General features: G+C 70.0%; 27 protein-coding genes and 2 pseudogenes. 12 read left to right on the forward strand and 17 right to left on the reverse strand.

Going from position 1 to position 22,499, the window contains the following annotated elements; genetic code table 11:
* Positions 1 to 8 precede the first annotated feature (8 nt).
* A complete protein-coding gene (locus HL652_RS11590) occupies positions 9 to 254 on the reverse strand; it encodes a hypothetical protein (protein WP_253743207.1) in 246 nt (81 codons plus the stop codon).
* Between the two features lie 23 nt (positions 255 to 277).
* Between HL652_RS11590 and HL652_RS11595 the strand changes: the two genes are divergently transcribed.
* The 3 genes from HL652_RS11595 to HL652_RS11605 all read left to right on the forward strand — a co-directional run bounded on the left by HL652_RS11595 (position 278) and on the right by HL652_RS11605 (position 2,566).
* Positions 278 to 763, forward strand: a complete 486-nt coding sequence (locus HL652_RS11595) for a MarR family winged helix-turn-helix transcriptional regulator (RefSeq protein ID WP_171705460.1) — start codon at positions 278 to 280, stop codon at positions 761 to 763.
* A gap of 61 nt (positions 764 to 824) precedes the next feature.
* Complete coding sequence (locus HL652_RS11600; RefSeq protein ID WP_253743208.1) at positions 825 to 1,574, forward strand: SAM-dependent methyltransferase; 750 nt, start codon at positions 825 to 827, stop codon at positions 1,572 to 1,574.
* A gap of 107 nt (positions 1,575 to 1,681) precedes the next feature.
* Positions 1,682 to 2,566, forward strand: coding sequence for a class I SAM-dependent methyltransferase (locus HL652_RS11605; RefSeq protein ID WP_171705461.1), 885 nt, complete (start codon positions 1,682 to 1,684; stop codon positions 2,564 to 2,566).
* 94 nt (positions 2,567 to 2,660) lie between these two features.
* On the opposite strand, the gene HL652_RS11610 is transcribed toward HL652_RS11605, so the two are convergent.
* Together HL652_RS11610 and HL652_RS11615 are read right to left on the reverse strand one after the other, a co-directional pair.
* Positions 2,661 to 2,969, reverse strand: coding sequence for an ArsR/SmtB family transcription factor (locus HL652_RS11610; protein WP_171705462.1), 309 nt, complete (start codon positions 2,967 to 2,969; stop codon positions 2,661 to 2,663).
* Positions 2,966 to 3,472: an SRPBCC domain-containing protein gene (locus tag HL652_RS11615; protein ID WP_171705463.1), complete on the reverse strand. Its 507-nt coding sequence runs from the start codon at positions 3,470 to 3,472 to the stop codon at positions 2,966 to 2,968. Before HL652_RS11615 ends, HL652_RS11610 begins: the two co-directional genes overlap by 4 nt.
* 115 nt (positions 3,473 to 3,587) lie before the next feature.
* Here HL652_RS11615 and HL652_RS11620 point away from each other — a divergent pair.
* A pseudogene (locus tag HL652_RS11620) lies at positions 3,588 to 4,115 on the forward strand (ribonuclease H family protein); the annotation flags it as partial.
* A 64-nt stretch (positions 4,116 to 4,179) separates the two neighbouring features.
* On the forward strand, positions 4,180 to 4,395 hold the full coding sequence (locus HL652_RS11625; RefSeq protein WP_171705465.1) for a hypervirulence associated TUDOR domain-containing protein: 216 nt from the start codon (positions 4,180 to 4,182) through the stop codon (positions 4,393 to 4,395).
* A 9-nt stretch (positions 4,396 to 4,404) separates the two neighbouring features.
* Here the strand turns inward: HL652_RS11625 and HL652_RS11630 are convergent, their stop codons facing one another.
* Complete coding sequence (locus HL652_RS11630; RefSeq protein ID WP_171705466.1) at positions 4,405 to 5,271, reverse strand: LuxR C-terminal-related transcriptional regulator; 867 nt, start codon at positions 5,269 to 5,271, stop codon at positions 4,405 to 4,407.
* A 110-nt stretch (positions 5,272 to 5,381) separates the two neighbouring features.
* On the opposite strand from HL652_RS11630, the gene acs reads away from it, so the two are divergent.
* From acs to HL652_RS11650, 4 genes are all read left to right on the forward strand, one after another.
* Positions 5,382 to 7,352 carry an acetate--CoA ligase gene (gene acs / locus HL652_RS11635; RefSeq protein ID WP_171705467.1) on the forward strand — a complete coding sequence of 657 codons (1,971 nt, stop codon included), beginning with the start codon at positions 5,382 to 5,384 and terminating at the stop codon, positions 7,350 to 7,352.
* A 186-nt stretch (positions 7,353 to 7,538) separates the two neighbouring features.
* Positions 7,539 to 7,766: a hypothetical protein gene (locus HL652_RS11640; RefSeq protein WP_171705468.1), complete on the forward strand. Its 228-nt coding sequence runs from the start codon at positions 7,539 to 7,541 to the stop codon at positions 7,764 to 7,766.
* Positions 7,767 to 7,778: 12 nt separating this feature from the next.
* Positions 7,779 to 8,051, forward strand: a complete 273-nt coding sequence (locus HL652_RS11645; protein ID WP_171705469.1) for a hypothetical protein — start codon at positions 7,779 to 7,781, stop codon at positions 8,049 to 8,051.
* A gap of 87 nt (positions 8,052 to 8,138) precedes the next feature.
* Positions 8,139 to 8,570, forward strand: coding sequence for an arsenate-mycothiol transferase ArsC (locus tag HL652_RS11650; RefSeq protein WP_216603885.1), 432 nt, complete (start codon positions 8,139 to 8,141; stop codon positions 8,568 to 8,570).
* A gap of 19 nt (positions 8,571 to 8,589) precedes the next feature.
* Here HL652_RS11650 and HL652_RS11655 read toward each other — a convergent pair whose 3' ends face one another.
* Positions 8,590 to 9,441: an SDR family NAD(P)-dependent oxidoreductase gene (locus tag HL652_RS11655; RefSeq protein WP_171705470.1), complete on the reverse strand. Its 852-nt coding sequence runs from the start codon at positions 9,439 to 9,441 to the stop codon at positions 8,590 to 8,592.
* Between the two features lie 46 nt (positions 9,442 to 9,487).
* Here HL652_RS11655 and HL652_RS11660 point away from each other — a divergent pair, with 46 nt between their 5' ends.
* Positions 9,488 to 9,832 (forward strand): DUF3140 domain-containing protein, encoded by a 345-nt coding sequence (locus HL652_RS11660; RefSeq protein ID WP_171705471.1) that lies wholly within the window; start codon positions 9,488 to 9,490, stop codon positions 9,830 to 9,832.
* Positions 9,833 to 9,894: 62 nt separating this feature from the next.
* On the opposite strand, the gene arfA is transcribed toward HL652_RS11660, so the two are convergent.
* From arfA to HL652_RS11690, 6 genes are all read right to left on the reverse strand, one after another.
* Positions 9,895 to 11,418 carry an arabinosylfuranosidase ArfA gene (gene arfA, locus HL652_RS11665; protein WP_171705472.1) on the reverse strand — a complete coding sequence of 508 codons (1,524 nt, stop codon included), beginning with the start codon at positions 11,416 to 11,418 and terminating at the stop codon, positions 9,895 to 9,897.
* 1 nt (position 11,419) lies between these two features.
* The gene (locus HL652_RS11670) at positions 11,420 to 12,781 is read right to left on the reverse strand and encodes a family 1 glycosylhydrolase (protein WP_171705473.1); all 1,362 of its coding nucleotides are present in this window, start codon (positions 12,779 to 12,781) and stop codon (positions 11,420 to 11,422) included.
* Positions 12,782 to 12,790: 9 nt separating this feature from the next.
* Complete coding sequence (locus HL652_RS11675) at positions 12,791 to 13,609, reverse strand: carbohydrate ABC transporter permease (RefSeq protein WP_171705474.1); 819 nt, start codon at positions 13,607 to 13,609, stop codon at positions 12,791 to 12,793.
* On the reverse strand, positions 13,609 to 14,559 hold the full coding sequence (locus tag HL652_RS11680; protein ID WP_171705475.1) for a carbohydrate ABC transporter permease: 951 nt from the start codon (positions 14,557 to 14,559) through the stop codon (positions 13,609 to 13,611). Before HL652_RS11680 ends, HL652_RS11675 begins: the two co-directional genes overlap by 1 nt.
* Complete coding sequence (locus HL652_RS11685; RefSeq protein ID WP_171705476.1) at positions 14,556 to 15,824, reverse strand: ABC transporter substrate-binding protein; 1,269 nt, start codon at positions 15,822 to 15,824, stop codon at positions 14,556 to 14,558. Before HL652_RS11685 ends, HL652_RS11680 begins: the two co-directional genes overlap by 4 nt.
* Positions 15,825 to 15,961: 137 nt before the next feature.
* Positions 15,962 to 16,981 carry a LacI family DNA-binding transcriptional regulator gene (locus tag HL652_RS11690; protein WP_171705477.1) on the reverse strand — a complete coding sequence of 340 codons (1,020 nt, stop codon included), beginning with the start codon at positions 16,979 to 16,981 and terminating at the stop codon, positions 15,962 to 15,964.
* Positions 16,982 to 17,105: 124 nt separating this feature from the next.
* Here HL652_RS11690 and HL652_RS11695 point away from each other — a divergent pair, with 124 nt between their 5' ends.
* The gene (locus tag HL652_RS11695) at positions 17,106 to 17,783 is read left to right on the forward strand and encodes a hypothetical protein (protein WP_171705478.1); all 678 of its coding nucleotides are present in this window, start codon (positions 17,106 to 17,108) and stop codon (positions 17,781 to 17,783) included.
* A 120-nt stretch (positions 17,784 to 17,903) separates the two neighbouring features.
* On the opposite strand, the gene HL652_RS22040 is transcribed toward HL652_RS11695, so the two are convergent.
* The 5 genes and pseudogenes from HL652_RS22040 to HL652_RS11715 all read right to left on the reverse strand — a co-directional run bounded on the left by HL652_RS22040 (position 17,904) and on the right by HL652_RS11715 (position 21,153).
* A complete protein-coding gene (locus tag HL652_RS22040) occupies positions 17,904 to 18,458 on the reverse strand; it encodes an NAD(P)H-hydrate dehydratase (RefSeq protein ID WP_371743507.1) in 555 nt (184 codons plus the stop codon).
* A gap of 86 nt (positions 18,459 to 18,544) precedes the next feature.
* Positions 18,545 to 18,850 (reverse strand): annotated as a pseudogene (locus tag HL652_RS22045) (NAD(P)H-hydrate dehydratase); the annotation flags it as partial.
* Positions 18,834 to 19,580, reverse strand: a complete 747-nt coding sequence (locus HL652_RS11705; RefSeq protein WP_171705479.1) for a histidine phosphatase family protein — start codon at positions 19,578 to 19,580, stop codon at positions 18,834 to 18,836. The pseudogene HL652_RS22045 and the gene HL652_RS11705, both read right to left, overlap by 17 nt.
* A 98-nt stretch (positions 19,581 to 19,678) precedes the next feature.
* The gene (locus tag HL652_RS11710) at positions 19,679 to 20,077 is read right to left on the reverse strand and encodes a hypothetical protein (protein WP_216603886.1); all 399 of its coding nucleotides are present in this window, start codon (positions 20,075 to 20,077) and stop codon (positions 19,679 to 19,681) included.
* Between the two features lie 35 nt (positions 20,078 to 20,112).
* Positions 20,113 to 21,153 carry a TerC family protein gene (locus HL652_RS11715; RefSeq protein WP_171705480.1) on the reverse strand — a complete coding sequence of 347 codons (1,041 nt, stop codon included), beginning with the start codon at positions 21,151 to 21,153 and terminating at the stop codon, positions 20,113 to 20,115.
* 212 nt (positions 21,154 to 21,365) lie between these two features.
* On the opposite strand from HL652_RS11715, the gene HL652_RS11720 reads away from it, so the two are divergent.
* Complete coding sequence (locus tag HL652_RS11720; RefSeq protein ID WP_171705481.1) at positions 21,366 to 22,046, forward strand: RraA family protein; 681 nt, start codon at positions 21,366 to 21,368, stop codon at positions 22,044 to 22,046.
* Positions 22,047 to 22,077: 31 nt separating this feature from the next.
* Here the strand turns inward: HL652_RS11720 and HL652_RS11725 are convergent, their stop codons facing one another.
* Positions 22,078 to 22,494, reverse strand: coding sequence for a hypothetical protein (locus tag HL652_RS11725; RefSeq protein ID WP_171705482.1), 417 nt, complete (start codon positions 22,492 to 22,494; stop codon positions 22,078 to 22,080).
* Between the last annotated feature and the right edge of the window lie 5 nt (positions 22,495 to 22,499).

The following is a 22,499-nucleotide window of genomic DNA, read 5'->3' on the forward strand; positions in this document are numbered from 1 at the left end:
GGGCCGCCTCAGGCGGTGGGGCAGTGCAGCTGGGTGCGCTCGCCCGTGCGGTCGATGTCGTGGCGGGCCATGGGTTCGCCGCAGAGGGGACAGCGCGGGTCGGCGGGCGGCACGTAGGGGGCCTCGGCGCGCCCAATGCCCACCTGGGCCGGGCCCGCGTAGCGGTAGACCACGCGGTTGATCGCGTTGACGAGGCCCGGCCTGCCGTCGAACGGATTCATCGGGTCGGGGGTGCGAGGCTTCTTTCGTGCCATAACCCTTAGTATACTAACTATTCATGACGGCGACCACCGATACCGATCTCCTCAAGCTCGACCGGCAGCTCTGCTTCGCCCTGGCTGTCGCCTCGCGGTCGGTCATCGGCGCCTACAAGCCGATTCTCGAGCCGATGGGGCTGACGCATCCGCAGTACCTGGTGATGCTGGCGCTCTGGGAGCGCGAACCGCGCTCGCTCACCGCCCTCGCCGAGGTGCTGCGCCTGGAGCCGGCGACGCTCTCCCCGCTCGTCAAACGGCTCGAGGCTGCGGGTCTCGTCACGCGCGGACGCTCGGCCGACGACGAGCGGCAGCTCGCGGTGATGCTCACCGATGCGGGGCGGATGCTGCGGACTCGAGCCGAGGAGGTTCCACCGCAGGTGGTCGCGGCGCTCGGCGTCGACCTCGACGAGCTCACCGAACTGCACGCGCGGCTCAGCGCGATCATCGAGCGGATCGCGCCGCTGAGCTCGGGCGAGCCCGTCGCCGCGGGAGCCACCGCCGAGTAGCGGCGTTTGCCGGAACGGCACGTGGTTTTGAGTGGTGGAGCGGGACGGGCATCCTGAACTCATGGCAGATCACACCGACGACTCGGCACACGCGCACACGCACGGGCACGACAGCTCCCCGGGCGGCGGCGGCCACGCCGGGCACGGCGGCCACTCCCACGGCGCCGGCCGCACGATGCCCTCGACGGAGGGCAAAGACGCGATCACCTTCTGGGAGGAGCTCTACCAGCAGACCCCCCAGATCTGGAGCGGCCGACCGAACAAGGTGCTGGCGGATGTGGCGGCCGAGCTCCAGCCCGGCACCGCACTCGATCTGGGCAGCGGCGAGGGCGGCGACTCGCTCTGGCTCGCCGAACGCGGATGGCAGGTGACCGCCATCGACATCTCCCCCACCGCGCTCCAGCGCTCCGCCGCCGAGGCGGAGCGGCGCGGGCTCCCCGCCGACCGCATCCGGTGGCAGCAGGCCGACCTCACCGACTGGCAGCCGACCGGCGAGTACGACCTGGTGTCGGCGTGCTTCCTCCACTCCCCCGTCGGGTTCCCGCGCGAAGACGTGCTGCGGCGGGCGGCGTCGGCGGTCGCTCCGGGCGGTTCGCTGCTCGTCGTCGGGCATCTGAGCTTTCCGTCGTCGGCGGCCGTGCCGGAGGAGGAGCGTCCGTACCTGCCGACGCCCGACGAGCTGCTCGCCTTGCTCGCCCTTCCCGAGTCCGAGTGGCAGGTCGAGGTGAGTGAGGTGCGCTGGCGCCGGCAGACCGGCCCCGACGGCGAGGTGGAGCTCGACGACGCCGTGCTCCTCGTTACCCGCCGCTGACCGTCGGCACCGGCACGGGGCGCCGCACCCCCGGGCGCCCCGCACCCGCCACCCGGGCGCCCCGCATCCCGCACCCCCGCACCCCCGCACCCGGTATCCTTCCTCGCGTGACCGACGACGCTCGACCCCAAGATCCCTCCACCCCCCACCCCCTCACGCGCGACGACCACCTCGCCGCGAACCGCGCGAACTGGAACGACCGCGCCGCCGCCCACTCCACCCGCACCGGGCTCGGCTACGGCGTGCAGCGCTTCATCGACGACCGCGCGCTGCTCAGCGACGTGGTGTCGTTCGACCGCGAGCGCCTCGGCGCCATCGAGGGCCTCACCACCGTGCACCTGCAGTGCCACATCGGCACCGACACCCTCTCCCTCGCCCGCCTCGGAGCCCGCGTCACCGGACTCGACTTCTCGCCGACCGCGATCGCCGAGGCGCGCCGCCTGGTGGAGGAGACCGGCGACGAGGTCGATTTCGTGGAGTCGGATGTCGCATCCGCTCTCTCCGCCCTCACCCCCGAGTCGTTCGACCTCGTTTACACGGGCATCGGCGCCCTCTGCTGGCTGCCCCTCATCGCCGAGTGGGCGGGCGTGGTCGCGGGCTTGCTGAAGCCCGGCGGTCGCCTGTTCCTGCGGGAGGGCCACCCCATCCTCTGGGCGATGGACGAGACCCTCGACGACGACCTCCACCTCCGCTTCCCCTACTGGGAGCACGAGCGCCCGCTCGAGTGGGACGACGACGCCAGCTACGTGCCCACCGACCGCCCGCTCACCGCCACGAAGACCTACGAGTGGAACCACGGCCTCGGCGAGATCGTGACCGCCCTCCTCGACTCCGGCCTCGTGCTCACGATGCTGGTCGAGCACGACAGCGTGCCGTGGGAGGCCCTTCCCGGTCAGATGGTCGAGCGCCCCGACGGCGAGTACGCCCTCAGCGACCGCGCCGGCGTCGCTCCCCTCAGCTACACCCTCCAGGCGGTGAAACCCGCCCGATGAGCCGTCGGCCGAGCGGATGCGCGGGCCAGCGAACGGATGCACGTCCCGTCACGACAGACCGGCCAGCAGGCCAGCCGCCCGACCGCACACCGCATCACAACCCCTCGGCGATCTCCTTGATGGCCGAGAGCCGGCGCTCCCACTCCACCCCGATGGCGTCCAGCCGCTGCGCCGTGGCGCTGAGCTCCGCACCGAGCACGCGGTAGCGCACCTCACGACCGGCGCGCACCGGCTCCACGACGCCCACCTGCTGCAGCACGCCGAGGTGCTTGGCGATGGCCTGCCGCGACACCGGGAGCCGCTCGGCGAGCGCCGAGGCCGAGGCCTCGCCGCCGCCGAGCTCGGTGAGGATGCTCCACCGCGTCTCGTCGCCGAGCGCCGCGAACACGGCGACCAGCGTCATCGCGCCGAGCCCCGGGCGTCAGCGTCGTCGAGCAGGGCGACGAGCTTGTCGAGCTCGCCGTTCCAACCGCCGCGGTGACTCTCGAGGTGCTCCGCGGGTCGTGACATCGTCTCGAAGCCGCTCTCGACCACCGTGAGCCGCGTGCCGTCGCTCGTCTGCTCGAGCGTGAAGGTGAAGACCGTCGAGTGCTCGTCGTCGACCTCGGCCGGCACGGGCTCGTCGAGGCACGGGTTGCACCAGCGGTAGGAGACGAGCCGGCCCGGTTCGACGGCCTCGACCCGCAGCGGCACGGGGTCGCGATCGGGCCAGGTGATGGTGCCGACACTCCCCAACGCCGCGGCCACGCCGGACTCGAAGACCGTGCGGCCGAACCAGCGCGAGATGAGCTCGGGCTCGGTCACCGAGCGCCACACCGCCTCGGGAGTGGCAGCGATGTCGATCGTGCGTCGCACCGAGAACGTCTCGGCGTCGACGACCGATCCGGGATTGCCCGTCGTGGTCATGGTGGTCATCCTTTCATCGGTTGAGCACATCTTGGTGCAACTCGATGGTTGCACACTAAACAACGCAAATGCAACCGTTCCGTTGCAGTAGTACGACCCTGTACCCTGGAGCACGATGACGATCACCGCTTCCGCCGACGGCTCCGCGCTCGGCAACCCCGGCCCCGCGGGCTGGGCCTGGTACATCGACGACGACACCTGGGCGGCCGGGGGCTGGCCCCACGGCACGAACAACATGGGCGAGCTCAAGGCCGTGCTCGAGCTGTTCCGCGCCACGGCACACGTCGACGACCACCTGCACGTGCTCTGCGACAGCCAGTACGTCATCAACACGGTCACGAAGTGGATGCCCGGCTGGAAGCGCAAGGGCTGGCGCAAGGGCGACGGCAAACCGGTGATGAACCTCGACCTCATCAAGGAGATCGACGCCGCGGTCGCCGGCCGCCGGTACACCTTCGAATGGGTGAAGGGCCACGTCGGCCACACCCTCAACGAGGCGGCGGATGCGCGTGCCCGCGCCGCGGCGGAGGCCTACCAGCGGGGCCGCACGCCCGACACCGGCCCCGGGTTCCCGGGAGCTACCGTGCCGATCGCCGAACCCGAGCCCGCGCCGGGCTCCCGGACAGTGACCACCCCCGCCCCCGTCACCACCACGCAGGACACCCTCTTCTGAGCGCCCCGCGCACATCGGGAGTACGGTGACGCGCATGGCTGACGATCTGCACAAGGGCGACAAGGTCTCGTGGTCGACCCACGGAACCACCACCTCCGGCGAGGTGAAGAAGAAGATCACCTCCGACACCGAGGCGGCGGGCCGCACGGTCAAGGCGTCGAAAGACGAGCCTCAGTACCTCGTCGAGAGCGACAAGTGGGGCAAAGACGCCGTGCACAAGCCGGAGTCGCTGCGCAAGAAGAAGAGCTGACCCGCGCTCTCAGAGCAGCCCGCGCTGCTGGGCGTAGAGCACGGCCTGCATCCGTGTTCCCGCACCGAGGCGCGCCATCAGTGCGCGCAGGTAGCTCTTCACGGTGAGTTCGGAGAGGCCGAGCCGAGTCGCGATCTGCGGATTCGTGAGGCCGCAGGCCACGAGTTCGAGCACGTCGCGCTGACGCTCGGTGAGGGCACCCTCCGCACCGGTCGCGACCACCGGGCGCGGCGCGAGGATCGCGCGCAACTCTCGCGCCGTGTTCGGGTCGCTCGTCTCGTCGGCGACGCGGGCCAGCCGTTCCCGCAGCTGCGCCGAGGGCCGCTCGGCCTCGGCCCCGGCCGCCCGCGCGGCGAGCTCGAGCCGGGAGGCCTGCGCCGCCTGCGCCTGCTGCATCGCCACGCGCTCGTCGACGAGGTCGCGCAGCCGCAGCTCCTGCGCCACCGCCGACGCGACGCCCGCGAGCCGCGCGGTGTCGAACTCGCCCGCGCTGTCGTCGTCGCGCCCGCGGCGACCGGCGTAGAGGAGACCCCGCACCTGCGTGCCGACGACGATCGGCGCGACGGCGAGCGCCGTGATCCCCTCCCCCAGTATCTGGGAGTCGAAGTCGTGCGTGATGTCACCCGCGAGCGCGTAGTCGTGCACCACGCGCGGCGACCTGGTCTGCCAGGAGAGACCGCCGAGCCCACGAGAGTTCCGCACGACGATGCTCTGCAGACGGTCGGTCTGGGCGCCGAAGCTGGTGGTGATGGGCACGCTGTGCTCGGTGCGCAGTCCGCCGAACGCGACAGCAGCATCCATGCCGCGCCAGAGCGAGCGCGTGGCCTGGCGCACCAGCTCGCGATCGTCTGGCCGCATCGTGTTCGTCGTCGTCATGGTTACCGCCTTTGGAACCTAGTGGAGCATCCGCGTCGCGTTTCATGCTGTGCGTGGAACCCAGGTTCGACAGTCTAGACGCGCCCCGGGAATTGACGAAGGAGTCACGGATGCACACCACCGAGCAGAACATCGACAACCTGCTGCACGAGACCAGGCGCTTCCCCCCGACCGAGGAGTTCGCCCGCGACGCCGTGGCCACCGCCGAGCTCTACGACCGGGCCGCCGCCGACCGCGAGGGGTTCTGGGCCGACCAGGCCCGCGAGCTGCTGCACTGGCACACGCCGTTCACGAAGGTGCTCGACTGGTCGAACCCGCCGTTCGCGACCTGGTTCGACGACGGCGAGCTGAACGTCGCCTACAACTGCCTCGACCGGCACGTGCTGGCCGGCCACGGCGACCGCGTCGCGCTGCACTGGGAGGGCGAGCCGGGAGACTCCCGGTCGTTCAGCTACGCCGAGCTCACCGCCGAGGTGAAGAAGGCGGCGAACCTGCTGACGGCGCTCGGGGTCGGGCAGGGCGACCGCGTGGCGATCTACCTGCCGATGATCCCCGAGGCGGTCATCTCGATGCTCGCGGTGGCGCGGCTCGGCGCCATCCACTCGGTGGTGTTCGGCGGGTTCAGCTCCGACAGCCTGCGGGCGCGCATCGACGACGCGGATGCGAAACTCGTCATCACCGCCGACGGCGGCTACCGCAAGGGCAAGGCCTTCCCGCTCAAGCCGACCGTCGACGCGGCGCTCGCGCCGAACGAGGCGGGCGAGGGCACGGGCGTGGAGCACGTGCTCGTGGTGAACCGCACCGGCGGCGAGATCGACTGGGTCGAGGGACGCGACCTGTGGTGGGGCGAGGAGATCGCGCAGGTCGACGACTCGCACGAGGCGCAGGCCTTCCCGGCCGAGAACCCGCTGTTCATCCTCTACACCTCGGGCACGACGGGGAAGCCGAAGGGCATCCTGCACACCTCGGGCGGGTACCTCACGCAGACGGCGTTCACGCACAAGAACGTGTTCGACCTGAAGCCCGAGACCGACGTGTACTGGTCGACCGCCGACGTGGGGTGGATCACGGGGCACTCCTACGTCGTCTACGGGCCCCTCGCGAACGGCACCACGCAGGTGATCTACGAGGGCACGCCCGACACGCCGCACCCCGGCCGGTGGTGGGAGATCATCGAGAAGCACAAGGTGAGCATCCTGTACGCGGCGCCGACGGCGATCCGTACCTTCATGAAGCTGGGGCGGCAGATCCCGCAGCAGTTCGACCTGTCGTCGCTGCGGCTGCTCGGCTCGGTGGGAGAGCCGATCAACCCCGAGGCGTGGGTCTGGTACCGCGACGTCATCGGGGGCGGCACCACCCCCATCGTCGACACCTGGTGGCAGACCGAGACCGGGGCCATCATGATCAGTGCGCTTCCCGGGGTGACGACGCTGAAGCCCGGGTCGGCGCAGGTGCCGATCCCCGGCATCGACGCGAAGATCGTCACCGAGAAGGGCGTGCCGGTAGGGCCCGACCAGGGCGGGCTGCTCGTCGTCGCGTCGCCGTGGCCGTCGATGCTGCGCGGCATCTGGGGCGACCCGGAGCGCTACAAGGAGACGTACTGGGAGAAGTTCGGCGACACCTACTTCGCCGGCGACGGGGCGCGCTACGACAAGGACGGGCACATCTGGCTGCTCGGGCGGGTCGACGACGTGATGAACGTGTCGGGTCACCGTCTCTCGACGGCGGAGATCGAGTCGAGCCTGGTCGCGCATCCGATGGTCGCGGAGGCCGCCGTGGTGGGCGCCGCCGACGAGACCACGGGGCAGGCGGTGGTGGCGTTCGTCATCACGAAGGCGAGCCACGCGGATGCCGCGGGCGCCACCGACGCGGCCGAGACGCTGCGGGCGCACGTCGCGCAGCAGATCGGGGCGATCGCGCGGCCGCGGCAGGTGTTCATCGTCTCCGAGCTGCCGAAGACCCGCTCGGGCAAGATCATGCGCCGCCTCCTCCGCGACGTCGCCGAGGGCCGCGAGATCGGTGACACCACCACCCTCGCCGACACCCAGGTCATGAAGATCATCACCACGACGATGAAGTAGCGGCTCCGCCGCGCCGCGCCGCGGCCCGGCGGCTCCTCCACACCTCGCCGCCTCTCCACAGGGGAGCGGGTACTCAGGCAGCCCTCGTGGCGGGAGCAGATTCGATCGAGGGATGAGTCTTCATTCATTTCGCCCGGTTCGTCAAGAATGTCTTGACATGAACGTTCGTCAAGGGTACCTTGACGCATGAGAGTTCTCCCTAGTGCTCTCAGACATGGCATCACGGAACAGGAGATTCGCGCTGGGCTCCAGGTGCCGATGAGGAGGGTGGCGCTCGAACGAGATGTGCTCCTCGTCATCGGAGCCGGGAACGCGGCCGAGTTGCTCGAGATCGTCGTCGCCGACGTGGAAGGCGACGACCCTCGAGTCATCCACGCGATGCCGTGGAGACCGAAGTTCCATCGTTACCTCTAGGGAGGAGAGATCATGACGCGACAGGCGAAGGCACGAGCCGACGAGGCCGCGCGGGTGGAGGCACTGCTCGACGAGCTCGACCCGGAGGTCACGCCCGCAGACGACCCCCACGAGCTGCGGCGGATCGGGCTCGCGCTGCGCGAGGCGGCTGCCGCCGACTCGGAGCTCCGCGGCGCGGTGCGGGCGGCGCGGCAGGCGGGGTACACCTGGGCCGAGATCGGGCTCACCCTCGGCACCACCCGCCAGGCGGCGCAGGCGCGCTTCCGGGAGGCGCCCGGTTCGTGAGGCCGAGGCCCGCGAGGTGTCGGTTTCCCGCACAAAGTCCGTGATGACTGCGATTGTCACGGACTTTGTGGGGGATAACGTGGGGTGGTGGAGAAGTCTGAGGGAGCGGCGCCGTGCGTGGTGTTCGTGTGTCGGCGGAATCGGGGGAAGTCGCAGCTGGCTGCGGCGCTCATGCGAGCCGCGACGGAGCGCGACGGCGTCGCGGTCGAGGTGGTGTCGGCGGGCACCGAGCCCGGCGAGGGCCTGAACGAGGAGGCCGTGGCGGCGCTGGGCGAGCTGGGTGTGGGGGTGGGTGACGAGCATCCGAAGTCCCTCACCGACGAGATGCTCGCACGCGCCGATCTCGTCGTGGTGCTCGGAACCGAGGCTCGGGTGGAGGCCCGCGAGGGGCTGGCCGTCGAGACCTGGGTGACGGATGAGCCGTCGCTGCGCGGCATCCACGGGGAGGAGCGGATGCGCCTGGTGCGCGACGACATCGGCTCACGCGTCGAAGAGCTGCTGCTCCGGCTCACCGGATGAGACGGTGCGACTGGAGAGGTCAGAGGGTGAAGCGGGGGTCGCGGCGGTAGTCGGTGAGGCGGGTGTCGAGGGCTGCCTGCACCTGGGAGGGTGCGTCGTCGCCGATGAGCACGCGGAGTCGATCGTCGGGGTCGGCGACGAACCGCAGCAGCTCGGCCGCCGCAGCGGCCGGGGCGGTACCGCCCGCCGTGGCGGCCTCGGCGACCCAGGGCCACGGCACGTCGGGCGACCCGAACAGCTCCGTGCGCTGGGTGTCGTAGGCGGCGAGGGGCTCGCTGAACCGCATGTTCCCGGTCGCCCAGGCGGTGTCGAGTCCGCCCGGTTCGACGATGGTCACACGGATGCCGAGTGCCCTCACCTCGGCCGCCAGCGCCTCCGTGAACCCCTCCAAGGCCCACTTGGCCGCGTTGTACAGGCCGAGCGTGGGCATGGTGCCGACGGCGCCGGTCGTGGAGATCTGCACGATGTGACCCGAACCCTGCTCGCGCATCACGGGGAGGGCGGCCTGCGTGAGCCACAGCGCACCGAAGAGGTCGGTGTCGACGATGTCGCGCGCCTCGGCCTCCGACACCTCCTCCACCGCGCCGACGAGCCCGAAGCCGGCGTTGTTCACCACCACGTCGAGACGCCCGAAGCGTTCGACTGCGGCGGAGACGACGCGGGAGGCACCGGCCCGGTCACGCACGTCGAGCTGCTCCACGAGCAGCCTGCCGCCCGTCGACCCGCCTTCGAGCGAACCTGCTGCGGTGTCGCGCACCGTCGCGACGACACGATGCCCCGCGTCGAGGGCCGCCTCCGCGATGGCCCGCCCGAACCCTCGATTCGCACCCGTGACCAGCCAGACCTGGGAAGCATCCGTCTCAACGCCCATGACCAGACCCTACGCGGATGCTCGGCACCGGCCTAGGGTGGCCAGCATGAGCGAGGCTGAGGGTCACGACGACAGGAAGACGCGGGACGAGTTCGCGGAGGCGGTGAACATGACGGCGAAGGAGCTGCGGGAGTGGCTCGACACCGACGAGTCGAAGGACGTGGGGCAGAAGCCGTCGGGCGGGGGCGAGTCGACGGGGCACGAGAGCGGGCGGCACATCGTGCGGATCCTCGAGAAGAAGCAGGCCGACTACACCGCCGACGACTACGCGCACATGCGGAAGGTCGTCGGGTACGTCGCCCGGCACTCGGCGCAGCGGCCGAAGGGCGACGTCGAAGACACCGCGTGGCGACACTCCCTCATGAACTGGGGCAACGACCCGCTGAAGTAGCCGCGACGAGCGTGCGCCGCCCCGCGACCCGCGACCCCACCGCGCACCGACCCGCGACTCCCCTACCCCACCGCGCTCTGCAGCGTGATCACCGTCCACGACACCGGCGGCAGCACGATCGACCCCGCGCCGTCCGACACCCGCAGCGACTCGTTGGGAGCCACCTCGACCCGCGTCGGCTCCTGCAGCGTGTTGACCGCGTAGGGGTCGGCGTCCGCGAGCGTCTGGGCCGACGCATCCGTCACCCCGTCCAGCCCGTCGAAGGGGAACTCGAGCGTCACCTCCTCGCTCTGCGACCGGTTGACCACGAAGATGCTGGTGCGCCCGGTGGCCGCGTCGTGCGTGGTGACGGCGTCGACGAGCGGCACCGTGCCGTAGGCGGCGGCGTCGTAGCTGTCGCTCTCGATGCGCGTGGTGACGGTCGACCCGGTGGCGAGCTCCGAGGTGAGGGCGAACGGGAAGTAGGTGGTCTGCTTCCACGCGATGCCGCCCGGCTCCGTCATGATGGGCGCGATCACGTTCACCAGTTGCGCGAGGGATGCGCTGGTCACCCGGTCTGCCCGCCGCAGCAACGAGATGAGCAGGTTGCCCACGACCACCGCGTCGGCGACGCTGTAGGCGTCTTCGAGCAGGCGCGGGGCGACCGGCCAGTTGTCGACGCCGGTGATCTTGTCGACCTTCTCGAAGCGCTCGTTGTACCAGACGTTCCACTCGTCGAACGAGATGTTGACGACGTGGTCGCTGCCCTTCACCGCCTTGACGTGGTCGATGGTGGCGACGACCGACTCGATGAAGGAGTCCATGTCGACGGCCGAGGCGAGGAAGCTGCCGAGGTCGCCGTTCTTCTCCTCGTAGTAGGCGTGGCACGAGATGTAGTCGACGTCGTCGTAGCTGTGCGTGAGCACGACGCGCTCCCACTCCCCGAAGGTCGGCATGTGCGCGCTCGACGACCCGCACACCACGAGCTCGAGGGAGGGGTCGAAGGCGCGCATGGCCCGCGCCGTCTGCGCGGCGAGCTTGCCGTAGTCGTCGGCGGAGCGGTGACCGAGCTGCCAGGGCCCGTCCATCTCGTTGCCGAGGCACCACATCCGCACGTCGAAGGGGGCGGGGTGCCCATTCGCGGCGCGCTGCTCGGCGAGCGCCGAGCCGCCGCGGAGGTTGCTGTACTCGAGCAGGTCGAGCGCCTCGAGCGTGCCGCGGGTGCCGAGGTTCACGGCGAGCATGAGCTCGCTGCCGACGGTCTCGAGCCACGACGAGAACTCGTGAAGCCCCACCTCGTTGCTCTCGGTCGAGTGCCAGGCCAGGTCGAGCCGGGTCGGCCGGTCGGCGACCGGGCCCACGCTGTCCTCCCACCGGAACCCCGACACGAAGTTGCCGCCGGGGTAGCGGATGGCGCTCACCCCGAGCCCCTTCACGAGCTCGACCACGTCGGTGCGGAAGCCGCGCTCGTCGGCAGCCGGGTGCCCCGGCTCGTAGATGCCGTCGTAGACGCTGCGGCCGAGGTGCTCGACGAACGAGCCGAAGACGCGCCGGTTCACCTCCCCGACGGGCAGGAGGGTGTCGAAGATCAGTCGTGCGGTGGCCATCTCAGCCTTTCAGGGTGGTGGTCGGAGAGGAAGCGGATGCGGCAGACCCGGCACGTGCGCCGAGCGCGTGCTCGCGGAATCGCGCCGCCACGGGGTTCGCCCGGCGCAGCAAGGGCCCGCCCGGGGTGTCGTTCTCGATGAGGTCGAACAGCCCCATGGTGAGCAGGTGCTCCGAGCGCGGGGCGGTGCTGTGCCGGTAGGTCCACTCGTACATGTCGAACAGCGGCCACCAGGTGTAGCCCACCACGAGCAGCCCGTCGGCCCTCGCCGCCTCGACGGCGGCGACCGAGCGGTCGAGCCAGTCGATGCGCGCGGCGGGGGTGTCGGTGACGCAGGTCTCGGTCACCATGACGGGTGCGCCGTAGCGGGTGGCATAGGCCTGCAGCGAGGCGATGAGCCCGTCGGTACCGTGATCGACGGTGGGCCTCGGGTCGGCGAAGCCGCCGCCGTGGGTCACGCCGGCCTCGAACAGCTCGGTCGAGTGCCGCGGGTAGTAATTGACGCCCATCACGTCGGGCTGCACCGCGTTCGCGGCGTACCAGGCGAGGCGGTCGTCGCTCAGGCCGTTCTCGCCGAGCAGGGCGACGAGCGGATGCTCGGGGCCGACGTTCCCGGTCACCAGGTCTTCGACGAGGAAGGCCTGGTGTCGCAGACGTTCCGCCGTCTCGCGATGCTCCGCAGCATCCGTGTCTCCCGCGTAGCGGAGGGTGGCGTCGACGTGCACGAACGACGCCCGGTCGCCGAGCACCTCGGCGATGCCGCGCTGGGTGAGCACGAAGCCGTGAGCGAGCGCGTCGGAGACGGTGACAAGGCCCGAGACGCCGCCGAGGTAGGGCGGCCAGTAGGCGTACTCGCCGCTGAACAGCGCGTGGATCATCGGCTCGTTCACCGGCGTGTAGTCGGTGGCGACGTCGCGGTAGCGCTCGGCCACGGCGACGGCGTACTCCGCCACCCGCTGCGGATAGTCGGGGTGGGCGAACTCGCGCTCGAGCCAGAGCGGCGTGCCGTAGTGCAGCAGGTCGACGACGGGGCGGATGCCGTTCTCGCCAAAGGCCGCCATCGCACGGTCGAGCCACGACCAGTCCCACTCCCCCGGCGCCGGGTTCACCCGGTGCCACGGGATGCCCCAGCGGAGGAACTCGGCGCCCACCTCGCGGGCGAGGGCGAGGTCACCCTCCACCTGCTCGTAGTGCTCGGTGAGCTCGTACTCGTCGACCGCGCGCTCGCCGGCGCGCTCCTGGGGCACGAAGGTGTCTTCGACGCCGAGGCCGAAGTGCAGGCGCCCGTCGTCGAACCAGCGGGGCGCGGGGCCCGGATGCGCGGGGCCCGGATGGGGGGCCCGGCCCGGGTGATCGGTGGTCACGATGATCTCCTACTTGAGTCCGGAGGTGGCGACGCTCTCGATGAAGCGCCGTTGCACGAAGAGGAACATGACGGCGAGCGGCACCACCGCGATGAGCGAGCCCGCCATCATCACGCCGTAGGGCACGATGCCGCTCGGCCCGGTGAGGAGGGTGAGCCCCGAGGTGATGGTGCCCATCTCCTGCTGTGTGGTGAACACGAGCGGCCAGAGCAGGTCGTTCCAGTTGTTCACGAAGGTGTAGATGCCGAGGGTGAGCAGCGCCGGAACCGCGTTCGGCAGCACGACGCTGCGGAAGATGCGGAACTCGCTCGCCCCGTCGATGCGCGCGGCGTTGTCGAGGTCGCGCGGCAGCGAGAGGAAGAACTGGCGCAGGAAGAAGATGCCGAAGGCGTCTGCCGCCCGCGGGATGATGAGCCCCCAGAAGGTGTTCACCCAGCCGAAGTCGGCGACCAGCTGGTAGATCGGGATGAGCGTGGCCTGGAACGGGATCATGAGGCTCGCCACGATGACCAGCAGCAGGATGCGGCTGCCCTTGAAGTCGATGCGGGCGAGCACGTAGGCCGCCAGCGAGTCGAACACGAGGGCGCAGAGCGTCACGCCACCGGCGAACACGAAGCTGTTGAGGATCAGCCTCGCGAACGGCAGTTCGGTGAAGATGCGGGTGAAGTTGTCGAGCGTCCACTGGGTGGGCACGAGCGAGGGCGGGAACGCGTTCACCTCGGCCACCGGCTTGAAGGCGGTGAACACGATGATGATGATCGGCAGCAGCACGATGAGCGCCACCACGAGCATGGCCGCGAAGAACAGCCAGGGGCCTATTCTGCGCATCAGACGGTGTCTTTCTCACGGCGGCCGGTGATGAAGAACTGCACCAGGCTGAGGAGGAGGGTGGCGACCAGCAGCACGTACGACAGCGCCGAGGCGAACCCGAGGTCGAGGTCTTTGAAGCCCGACTGGTAGATCTGCATGACCACCGTCTGGGTGCTGCGGTAGGGGCCGCCGCCGGTGAGCACGTAGATCTGGTCGAAGGCCTGGAGCGCTGCGATCGTGGCGATGATGAGCACGAAGCCGGTGGTGTTGTTCAGCAGCGGCAGGGTGATGTTCTTGAACCGCGACCAGGGGCCTGCGCCGTCCATCTTCGCCGCCTCGTAGAGGCTGCCGGGGATCTCCTGGAGCCCCGCGAGGAAGACGATCATGTAGAACGCGAAGTTCTTCCACACCGCCACCAGCACCACCGTCGGCATCGCGAGCACCGGGTCTTGGAGCACGTTGCCGATGCGGATGCCGAAGGTCGACAGCCAGTAGTTCAGCAGGCCCACCTGCGGGTCGAGCAGGTACTGCCAGGCGAAGGCGGCGACCGCGAGCGACACGATGAACGGCAGGAACAGCCAGGTGCGGAAGACCCCGCGCAGCGGCAGCTTCGGGCTGTTCAGGGCCATCGCGAGCAGGAGGGCCAGGATGACCGCGGCCGGCGTGAACATCACCGTGTAGAGCACGGTGTTGCCCATCGCCCGCAGGATGTCGGGGTCGGTGAACACCTGCGCGTAGTTGTCGAAGCCGATGTACTCCTCGCGGCCGAAGCCGGAGGCGTCGGTGAACGACAGCCGCAGGGCCGAGACCATCGGCCAGAACACGAACAGGATGAGGATGGTCAGGGCCGGCAGCAGGAAGCCGACGATGGTGAGGCGGCGCTTGGCCTGGCCCCCGAGGGGGCCCCGCCCGCCGAGCTGCCCCGGGGGGCGGTATCGGCGTGCGGGGCGCGTGGCGTGCGTGGTCACTGGTCGTCGAGGGTGGCCTGGATGGCCGCCTGTCCGTCGGAGAGGAGGCTCGCGATGTCTCCACCCGCGAGGGCCTTCTGGGTCACCACGTCCATCTCAGTGAGCACGTCGGAGCTGTTCACGACGCCCGGGAGCAGCGCCCGGCTGGTGCCGGAGATCTCGGTGAGGGCGGCGACGGTGGGGTTCGACGCGACGGCCGAGGCGGGGATGTCGGTGCGCAGCGGCGGCCATCCCGAGCCGAGCGACCACTCGGTGGCGACGTCTTCGGAGAAGAAGTAGGAGAAGAACTTCTCGGCGGCGGCGACCTTGGCGTCGTCGGCCTGCGCGGTGATGCCCATCGAGACGCCGATGGCGGAGGCCGCCTGGTCGACGGGGCCGGCCGGGATGGCCGCGATGCCGTAGTCGATGCTGTTCTCGGTGGCGATCGACGACATCCACGGCCCGCCGATGGTCATCGCGACCTTGCCCGAAGAGAACAGGCCATCGGCTCCCACGCCATCGACCCCGGTGGGCGAGATCTTGTCGTTCGCCACCGCGTCGGCCCAGTACTTGAGGGTCTCGGCGTTCTCGGGCGAGTCGAGCACAGCGGTGGTGCCGTCTTCGACGATGTCGCCGCCGTTGCCGTAGAACAGGCTCGGCCACACGCCGTTGGCCACGGTGGCGTGGTCGGGCAGCACCATGCCGTACTGCTCGGGGGTGCCGTCGCCGTTCTCGTCGACGGTGAGCTTCTTGGCGGTGTCGACCCACTCGTCCCAGGTGGTGGGGAAGGCGGTGATGCCGGCGGCGTCGAACAGCGCCTTGTTGTAGTAGACCGCGAGGGGCACGAAACCGGTCGGCACGCCGTACGCGGTGCCGTCGACGGTCTCCATCTCGACCGCCTGCGGGTTGAGCTCGGCGGTGTTGCTGTCGGCGGAGGCGTAGAAGTCGGTGAGGTCGGTGAACGCGCCCTTGGCGGCGTAGACCGGGAGCCGTTCTGCGGGCATGGCCACCACATCCGGACCCTGATCGGCCGAGAGCGCGGTGAGCAGGGTGTCGTCGATGACGGCCCAGGTCTTCACCTCGGTGCTCACCTCCACCTCGTCTTGCGAGGCGTTGAAGTCATCGATGATGCCCTGCAGCACGTCACCGTCGGCCTCGGTGTAGCCGTGCCAGAAGGTCAGCCGCACGGGCCCGTCGGAGGCCGAGCCGGAGTCGCCGGAGGAGCAGGCGGCGAGCCCGAGGGAGGCGGTGGCCAGTACGGCTGCCGCGGCGAGGAGCTTTTTCATGGGAGGCCTTTCTGCTCGGCGACTGCTGTGTCGGCCGGCGGGACGTCATCGTCAGGGTCGGGATGCGGTGCTTTACAACGTTGTAAGTAAACGTTGTAAAAACAATGTAGCCCGACGGTCGCAGAGTGTCAACGACCTCAGGCCGCGAGCGTCGCCGACTCGCGCACGACCACGTCGAAGTCGACCAGCACCTGCTCGGGATGCGCTGGCCGCCCCGCCCCGGCGGCCATCCGCTGCACCAGCAGTTCCACCGCGCGCTGCGCGATCTGCTCGCGCCCGGGGTCGATGGTGGTGAGGCTCGGCACCGTGTACTGCGCCTCGTCGATGTTGTCGAAGCCGATCACCGCCACATCGTCGGGAACGCGGAGACCGTGCTCCTGCAGCACGCGCAGCGCACCGAGCGTGAGGGCGTCGTTGAGGCCGAACACCGCGTCGAACTCGGTACCCGACTCGATCAGGGCGCGCATCGAGGCCGCACCGTTGGCCCGGTGCCAGAGCGTGGTGAAGGTGACCAGCGCGGGGTCGAACGGGATGCCGGCCGCCGCGAGCGCCTCGGTGTAGCCCTGCAGGCGGAGCGCCGCCGAGCCGAGCACCTCGTTCTCGTGAGCGCCGATCACGGCGATGCGGCGTCGACCTGAGGCGATGAGGAACTCGGTCGCCGCCCGCGCGGCCTCGACGTTGCGCATGGTCACGTGGTCGACGGGGCCGTCGAAGATGCGCTCGCCGAGCAGCACCATCGGGTAGTCGACCTCGAGGTGGGCCGCGTCGTCCTGTCCCATGCCGAGCGGGCTGAAGATGAGGCCGTCGGTGAGGCGCATGCGCGGGCTCGTGAGCACGGCGATCTCGCGGTCGCGGTCGGCGCCGGTCTGCTCCACGAGCACGACGAGGTCGTGCGCCGCCGCCCGTGCGATCACCGCGTCGGCCAGCTCGGCGAAATAGCTGAGGCTGAGCTCGGGGAGCACCAGGCCGATGACCCCACTGCGGCCCGAGCGGAGGCTCCGCGCCGAGAGGTTCGGCTGGTAGCCGAGCTCGTCGATCGCGGCCTGCACGCGGCGCCTGGTCTCGGGGCGGATGTGCGCGAAGTTGTTGACCACGTTCGACACCGTCTTGATCGACACCCCGGCGAGCTGAGCCACGTCATGCAGTGTCGCCGCCATCGCCTGCCCTCCGTCGGTATGCCGCGCCTCGATGATACAACGTTGTAACCCGTCGCGGATGACCCGGCCACGCTGGCACGATTGCCTAACCTGAGCTTTTCTCTACGAATACGGGTGAAATGCGATGACCGTTTCCATATTCGAAGGTGATGGATTCGATGATTCCGCACTTCGCGACCACTACCTCAACTCGTCAGGCCGGATCGCTCACGTCGACGAGAGTTATCGAGCGCCACGCCAAGCACGCGGTGATGCGTTCTACCTGCTGACCGCCGTTGTATTCGAGCGCGATCGCATAGCGGCAGTCAGAGCCAAGCTCCGCGAGATCGCCGAGGTCGAGCGGTGGCACACGACCGACCAGGGCCGGGACGACCGTGGCCGAGCGAAGATCCTCAAGATGGCGCGCTACCTGGCTTCCAGTTCCGCAAGCGTGATCGTGGCGCAGTCGGAGATCTCGCCGTCCGACGGTGACGCCGAGCTCGCACGCAGACAGTGCTTCGCGACCTTGCTCGGTGACCTCTGCGCTCGGGGCGAGATCGCCCGCAACGGGCTGGTCGTGGTGGAACGACGGCGCGACTTCGGCCAACGCGCGCTCGACCAGAAGACTCTGCATCGTTTGCGGAGCACCGGCACGATCCATCGGAACCTGCTCGTCCATCAGGCTTCTCCGGGTGGTGAATGCATGCTGTGGGCACCGGACGTCGTCGCGTGGTCAGCACGTCAGATGGTCGTGCGGAATAACAAGGTGTACGTGGAACCTCTCGCGCGAGCCCGCTCCGTGCGCATCATCAGGGTGCGTTAAAGACGCAACCCCCGGCTGCCGCAGCTACACCAGGGGTCCTCACACCTGTCCGACCTAAGCCAGAGAGATGAGATTTGCTTAGACAATTCTCTCACGGACGAGTCGCTTGTCAACCCGCGGTCAGCCGACCTCGACGAGCACGCGCGGGAGTTCGAGGAGGAGTTCGCTGGCGAGGAAGCCGAGGGGGCCGACGGTGACGGCGAGGCGGTCGGCGGCCGCGGCGTGGGCGTAGGTGGCCCAGACGGCTGCCTCCTCGGGGGCGACACCGCGGGCGCAGAGGCCCGCGATCGCTCCGGAGAGCACGTCGCCGCTGCCGGAGGTGCCGAGGCCGCCGTGGCCGGTGCCGATCAGCCAGAGGCGGCCGTCGGGATGCGCGACCCGGCTCTGACACGAGACCACGGCATCGTAGGCACGGGCGAGGGCGCGCACGGTGCGGTCGATGTCGTCGTCGGAGTCGTCATCACCCGAACTCGAGCCCCCGCCGGAGGCGCCACCGCCCGAGTCGCCCTCGTCGAGCGCCTCGAGCAGCATCGTCGCCTCGCCCGGGTTGGGCGTGAGCACCAGCCTGCCCGCGAAAGCCGTGCGCGCATCCGATCGCGGCAGCACCCCCAGGGCGTAGGCGTCGAGCACGATCGTCGCCTCGTCACCGACCAGCCCCGGCAGCAGGTCGAGCATGCCGAGGGTCTGCTCGGCATCGTCGAGCCGGGGCCGACGAGCACCGCGTCTGCAGGCTCGAGGTCGTCGCGGGCGGCCTCGATCGAGGAGCCCACGATCTGCCCGTCGTGCTCCGCCAGCGCCACCACGCCGCTCTCCCGCAGGGCGACGGCGGCGGTGATCGCCGCGCCCTCGGACAGCGCGACGGTGAGGCGCCCGGCGCCGACCCGCAGCGACGCTTCGGCGGCGAGCAGCGCGGCGCCCGGCGACCGTCGGTCTCCGCCGACCACCACCACCTGGCCGCGGTCGTACTTCGAGGCGCCCGCCGAGGGGAGCTCCCACTCCCGCAGCACCGCCGGCGTCACGACGACGGGCGCGGTCTCGGCGTCGGGGTGCTCAGTGGGCCCGCTCATCGGTGTCTCCCTTGTGCTCGGTGGTCTCGACACCCTGTCGATCGAGATGGTCGTGCGCGGCGAACTCCGCCAGTGTCCACAGCCCTTCACCGTCCGGGCGTTCGAGCCGGGTGACGGAGGCGTTCGTCACGACGTTGCCGCGCGCGAAATCGAGCAGCTCCTGCTCGCCGAGCCCCGTGCAGACGGCGAGGAACAGAATCACGACGGCGTCGTGGGCCACGACGAGCAGCGTGCCTCCGTCGCCTGCCCGGTCGACGCCGGCGTCGCCGAGGAAGGAACGGATGCGCAGCGCGACATCCGCCCACGACTCACCTCCCGGCGGGCGGTGGTAGAACTTGCCCAGGTGCCGCCGCCGCGCGGCCTCCTCGGGGTAGCGCCGCTCGACGCCGAGCGCGGTGAGCCGGTCGAGGATGCCGAGCTCGCGATCGCGCAGCCTCTCATCGACGCGCGGAGCCAGCCTGAGACCCGCGACAGCGACCGCGAGCTCGGTGGTCTGCCGGGCCCGCAGGTACGGCGAACTCCAGATCGCGGCCGGAACCCCGTCGGAGGCGTGCTCCGCGAGCCAGGTGCCGAACGCCGCAGCCTGCTCCTCGCCGGTCGCCGAGAGCGGCACGTCGGCGTCTCGCCACTCGACGTCGATGGTCTCGGCGCCGCTTCGTTGCGCGGCTGTCGCGATCGGGTTCGCCTCGCTCTCGCCGTGCCTGACCAGCCAGATCTCGCTCGCGCCCATCACCTCACGCTAGAACGAAGTGCGGCCCCCGCCTCCCCCCTTGACGGGGCGCCCGTGGGCGCACAGTCGGAGGATGGCGAGGGCCGGGCCGAGCCGGGCTACTTCTTCTCGGTGACCACCACGGTGAAGGTGAGCGGCTGGATGCCGCCGTCGGAGTTGGTCATGGTGACCTCGGTCTCACCCACCCCCACGGCCTCGACGCCGGGGTTGAACTCGGCGCTGGAGTCGCTGCCGCCCTTGGTGAAGGTGGCGACGGCGGTGTCGGCGACCTCTCCGGAGTAGCTGTCGGTGGCGAGGTCGCCGGTGTTGATGTTGAGCACCTGGCCGACCACGAGGTCGACGGTCTCGCCCTGGAGGTCGTTCGCCTCCATCGTGACCGGGGCGATGACGTCGCCGCCGTCGGGGGTGTCGGCGGTGTTCGAGGAGGCGGTGCAGGCGCTGAGCCCGGCCGCCGCGACCACGATGGCGGCCGCCGCGAGGATTCTGGTGAGAGTCATGGCGTCAGTATCCCAGTCGCGGCGGCCGCCGCGGGTCACGATCCGGACACGCGCTCCGGCTCGCCGGCGCCCGTGGTCGGGTCGCCGAGGGCCTTCTCGTCGGTGCCGGCCTTCTTGTCGTTGCGGGTCTTCAGCAGGCTCGCCACCGTCGCGACGGTGATGGTGGCCCCGATGAACAGCAACGAGAACCAGATCGGGATCTCGGGCACCCACAGCAGCGGCTCGCCACCGTTGATGAAGGGCAGCTCGTTGACGTGCAGCGCGTGGAAGACGAGCTTCAGCCCGATGAAGGCGAGGATGACGGCGAGACCCTGCGACAGGTACACCAGCCGCTCGAGCAGCCCGCCGATGAGGAAGAACAGCTGTCGGAGCCCCATCAGCGCGAAGGCGTTCGCCGTGAACACGAGGTACGCCTCCTCGGTGAGCCCGTAGATGGCGGGGATGGAGTCGACGGCGAACACCAGGTCGATGAATCCGATGGCCACGATGGTGAGCAGCATCGGGGTGACGAAGCGCTTGCCGCTCTTCAGCACGGTGAGCTTGTCGTCGTGGTACTCGTCGGTGACGGGGAGGATGCGGCGCACCAGCTTCATGAAGCGGCCGTCGGCGGGGTTCGACTCGTGGTTCGAGAACGCCTGACGCCAGGCCAGGAACAGCAGCAGAGCGCCGAAGACGTAGAAGATCCACGACAGGTTCTCGATGAGCGTGGCGCCGATGGCGATGAAGCCGCCGCGCAGGATGAGGGCGATGACGATGCCGATCATCAGCACCTTCTGCTGGTAGGCCTTCGGCACCGCGAAGCCGCTCATGACGATGAGGAAGACGAACAGGTTGTCGATCGACAGCGCCTTCTCGGTGAGGTAGCCGGCGAAGTACTCGCCGCCGTAGGTCCAGCCGGAGAAGATGCCGACGCCGACGCCGAACAGCACGGCGAGCCCGATGTAGAACGCGGACCAGCGGGCCGACTCCCCGATGGAGGGTTCGTGCGGCTTGCGCACGTGGGCGAAGAACTCGTAGACGAAGAAGGCGATCGTCACGGCGATCGTGATGATCCAGACGAGAGGGGTGATCTGCACGGCGTGCTCCAAGGGTCGGCGGACTGCGGTCTGCCAAGGTCTCCTCCATACCGGCCGAAGCCGGTACCGATGGCCCGGGACGCATCGTCGAGTCCGTATTGGCGGGCCTACCGCAGTCGGGAGTACTCCCCTTGTGTGCCCTCAGTGTATCCCGATTTCCTGGAGATCGGCTCATGCCCGAGCGGGAATGGAGGGCAGGGCACAGTGGAGCCATGTCAGACTCCGTCGCCACGGCCGCGCTGGCCGATGTCTCCCTCCGCCTCGACGTCGCCCTCGGCATGGCGCCGCCCGCCCTCCGGCCCGTCTCGGCGGAGGCCGTCTTCTCCGGACCGGCCGTGCCGGTCGCCCACGTCGGCAGCGTCGACGTCATCCTCATGGCCATCGACGACGCCGCACCCGGGTCGGTGCTCGTGGTCGACAACGGCGGCCGCGACGACGAGGCCTGCGTCGGCGACCTCCTCACCCTCGAGGCGTCGAAGGCGGGCCTCGCCGGCATCGTCATCTGGGGCCGGCACCGCGACACCGCTCAGCTCCGCGAGATCGCGCTGCCGGTGTTCAGCCTGGGCGCGCATCCTTTCGGCCCCCGTTTCGCGCGAGCCCCCGGCGCTCCCGGCTCCCCCGTGTCGATCGCAGGCACGGTGGTGCGCGCCGGCGATCTCGTGGTGGCCGACGACGACGGCGTCGTGTTCGCGCCCGCCGACCGCGCCGAGGAGCTCGTGGCGGCAGCCCTCGCCCTGCAGCAGCTCGAGGGCTCGCAGGCGGAGCGGATGCGCGCCGGCGAGACCCTGCGCACCCAGCTCGACTTCGCCGCCTTCCGCGAGGCCCAGCGCACCGACCCCACCCTCACCCTCCGCGCCCACCTGGCCCGCATCGCCAAGGCCATCGAGGTCTGACCCGGCTACCGGCCCGACAAGCCGCACGACCTCACAGCGCGGCGAGCCACTCCCCCCAGCGCGCCTTCCACGCGTCGGTCGAGCCCACGTCGGGAAGCTTCTCGTGGGTGACGGTGAGACGGATGCGGTCGCCGGCAGCCGGGTCGATCGTGAACATCAGCACGCCGAGTGGCTCGCCCGCGGCGTCGGCGAGGGAGAACCGCAGCGACTTCGAGGCGGGCTTCGACCGCAGCACGGTGGTGAACCCGGCGAGCAGCTGAGAGCGCCGCTCGTCGTCGAGCAACCTCCCGCGCAGCTCGTCGGCGTCGAGCTCGAGCAGCCGCGAGCGACTCACCGTGAAGGTGCCGCCGGGCATCTGCCCGGGCAGCCGCAGCCCCACGATGCGCTCGTAGCCCACGGTCACGCCCTGCGCCCACCAGCCGCTCAGCTGCGGATCGCTCTCCTGCACCCACG

Source organism: Herbiconiux sp. SALV-R1, from assembly GCF_013113715.1.
Lineage (GTDB): Bacteria > Actinomycetota > Actinomycetes > Actinomycetales > Microbacteriaceae > Herbiconiux.

Coding starts and splice junctions, on each gene's coding strand:
- HL652_RS11695 (WP_171705478.1), top strand. CDS start 17,106: ATGACCGTTTCCATATTCGAAGGTGATGGATTCGATGATTCCGCACTT.
- HL652_RS11615 (WP_171705463.1), bottom strand. CDS start 3,472: ATGACCACGACGGGCAATCCCGGATCGGTCGTCGACGCCGAGACGTTC.
- arfA (WP_171705472.1), bottom strand. CDS start 11,418: ATGGCCACCGCACGACTGATCTTCGACACCCTCCTGCCCGTCGGGGAG.
- HL652_RS22040 (WP_371743507.1), bottom strand. CDS start 18,458: ATGCTCGACCTGCTGCCGGGGCTGGTCGGTGACGAGGCGACGATCGTG.
- HL652_RS11625 (WP_171705465.1), top strand. CDS start 4,180: ATGGCTGACGATCTGCACAAGGGCGACAAGGTCTCGTGGTCGACCCAC.
- HL652_RS11595 (WP_171705460.1), top strand. CDS start 278: ATGACGGCGACCACCGATACCGATCTCCTCAAGCTCGACCGGCAGCTC.
- HL652_RS11690 (WP_171705477.1), bottom strand. CDS start 16,981: ATGGCGGCGACACTGCATGACGTGGCTCAGCTCGCCGGGGTGTCGATC.
- HL652_RS11720 (WP_171705481.1), top strand. CDS start 21,366: ATGTCAGACTCCGTCGCCACGGCCGCGCTGGCCGATGTCTCCCTCCGC.
- HL652_RS11610 (WP_171705462.1), bottom strand. CDS start 2,969: ATGACGCTGGTCGCCGTGTTCGCGGCGCTCGGCGACGAGACGCGGTGG.
- HL652_RS11590 (WP_253743207.1), bottom strand. CDS start 254: ATGGCACGAAAGAAGCCTCGCACCCCCGACCCGATGAATCCGTTCGAC.
- HL652_RS11600 (WP_253743208.1), top strand. CDS start 825: ATGGCAGATCACACCGACGACTCGGCACACGCGCACACGCACGGGCAC.
- HL652_RS11630 (WP_171705466.1), bottom strand. CDS start 5,271: ATGACGACGACGAACACGATGCGGCCAGACGATCGCGAGCTGGTGCGC.
- HL652_RS11645 (WP_171705469.1), top strand. CDS start 7,779: ATGACGCGACAGGCGAAGGCACGAGCCGACGAGGCCGCGCGGGTGGAG.
- HL652_RS11710 (WP_216603886.1), bottom strand. CDS start 20,077: ATGACTCTCACCAGAATCCTCGCGGCGGCCGCCATCGTGGTCGCGGCG.
- HL652_RS11675 (WP_171705474.1), bottom strand. CDS start 13,609: ATGCGCAGAATAGGCCCCTGGCTGTTCTTCGCGGCCATGCTCGTGGTG.
- HL652_RS11660 (WP_171705471.1), top strand. CDS start 9,488: ATGAGCGAGGCTGAGGGTCACGACGACAGGAAGACGCGGGACGAGTTC.
- HL652_RS11705 (WP_171705479.1), bottom strand. CDS start 19,580: ATGGGCGCGAGCGAGATCTGGCTGGTCAGGCACGGCGAGAGCGAGGCG.
- HL652_RS11640 (WP_171705468.1), top strand. CDS start 7,539: ATGAGAGTTCTCCCTAGTGCTCTCAGACATGGCATCACGGAACAGGAG.
- HL652_RS11655 (WP_171705470.1), bottom strand. CDS start 9,441: ATGGGCGTTGAGACGGATGCTTCCCAGGTCTGGCTGGTCACGGGTGCG.
- acs (WP_171705467.1), top strand. CDS start 5,382: ATGCACACCACCGAGCAGAACATCGACAACCTGCTGCACGAGACCAGG.
- HL652_RS11685 (WP_171705476.1), bottom strand. CDS start 15,824: ATGAAAAAGCTCCTCGCCGCGGCAGCCGTACTGGCCACCGCCTCCCTC.